This window comes from Streptococcus oralis (assembly GCF_001578705.1).
Lineage (GTDB): Bacteria > Bacillota > Bacilli > Lactobacillales > Streptococcaceae > Streptococcus > Streptococcus oralis_J.
Genome location: NZ_KQ969037.1, coordinates 137,410 through 138,523, shown reverse-complemented (window position 1 = coordinate 138,523; position 1,114 = coordinate 137,410). Strand labels below are relative to the sequence as shown.

Below are 1,114 nucleotides of genomic sequence, written 5' to 3'. Positions count from 1 at the left end.
GAATCAACCACTACTATTATCTCAATATCAAGCTTCAAGCTAGTGCCGAGAACTAATTTGAACAAGTTTAAAAAATATCAAAAAGAAGCTTGATATTGAGAATGGTTAAGATAATGGAAACTGCGTAGCCTAGGATTGTGTTCCACTTAGCATTGGTAAATTCTCCCATCAGTGACTTTTTAGAAGTCAGATAGATTAAGGGGAAGATTGAAAACGGAAGAGCGATTGACAGAAAGACTTGTGAATAGACCAATAACTGATCCAAGGTTTTTTCTTGATGTCCAAACAAGACGGCTACAATAATCACAGGGAGCAAGGCAAAAATACGTGTACCAATACGGATAATCCACTGAGGCAATTTCAGATGCAAGAAACCTTCCATGACAATCTGTCCTGTCAAGGTACCTGTAATAGTCGAATTTTGGCCACTTGCTAAGAGGGCTAGGGCAAATAAAGTTGACAGAGTTGAACTAGCTATCGCTCCTGCTATCTTCGAATCTTGTAAAGCATTGTACATTTGAGAAAAAGCTGAAATTTCAGATGCATGACCAAAAAAGAGAGATGCCCCTAAAATGAGAAGCAAGGAATTGACAATAAAGGCTAGGGACAACTGAAGATTTGAATCCCAGGTCATAAAACGCACGGCTTTCCGCACATCCTTCTTATCTTTGTGATCGATTTTCCTTGTTTGGGATAGGGAAGAATGAAGATAGAGATTATGGGGCATGACTGTCGCTCCTACAATTCCTAAAGCCAAGGTTAATTGGCTTTCATGACCTGGCAATGGTGTTTCAAATAATGTAGGAGTCGGTAAATAACCACTAAAGATTCCCTGAATACTTGGACTGGATAAGGCCACCAGATAGGTAAAGATGGCTAATATGGTTAAAATAAGAGTCGTAACAATGGCTTCAATTTTTTTGAAGCCAAATTTCATCAATAAAAGTAACAAAAATACATCTAAAACGGTTAGGAGGATAGCAATCATAATCGGTATTTTAAACAAAAGATTTAAGGCAATCGCTGAGCCTAGAACCTCAGCTAAGTCTGTCGCCATTAAAGCCAATTCTAAAATCACCCATAAACTATAGCGAAGCCATTTGGGAGCATGATG

At 38.4% G+C, this 1,114-nt stretch carries 1 protein-coding gene; it reads right to left on the bottom strand.

Going from position 1 to position 1,114, the window contains the following annotated elements; translation table 11 throughout:
• Window positions 1-67: 67 nt before the first annotated feature.
• The coding region (locus SORDD05_RS00620) for an Nramp family divalent metal transporter (protein ID WP_231077308.1) at window positions 68-1,114 on the bottom strand (1,047 nt) is incomplete at its 5' end.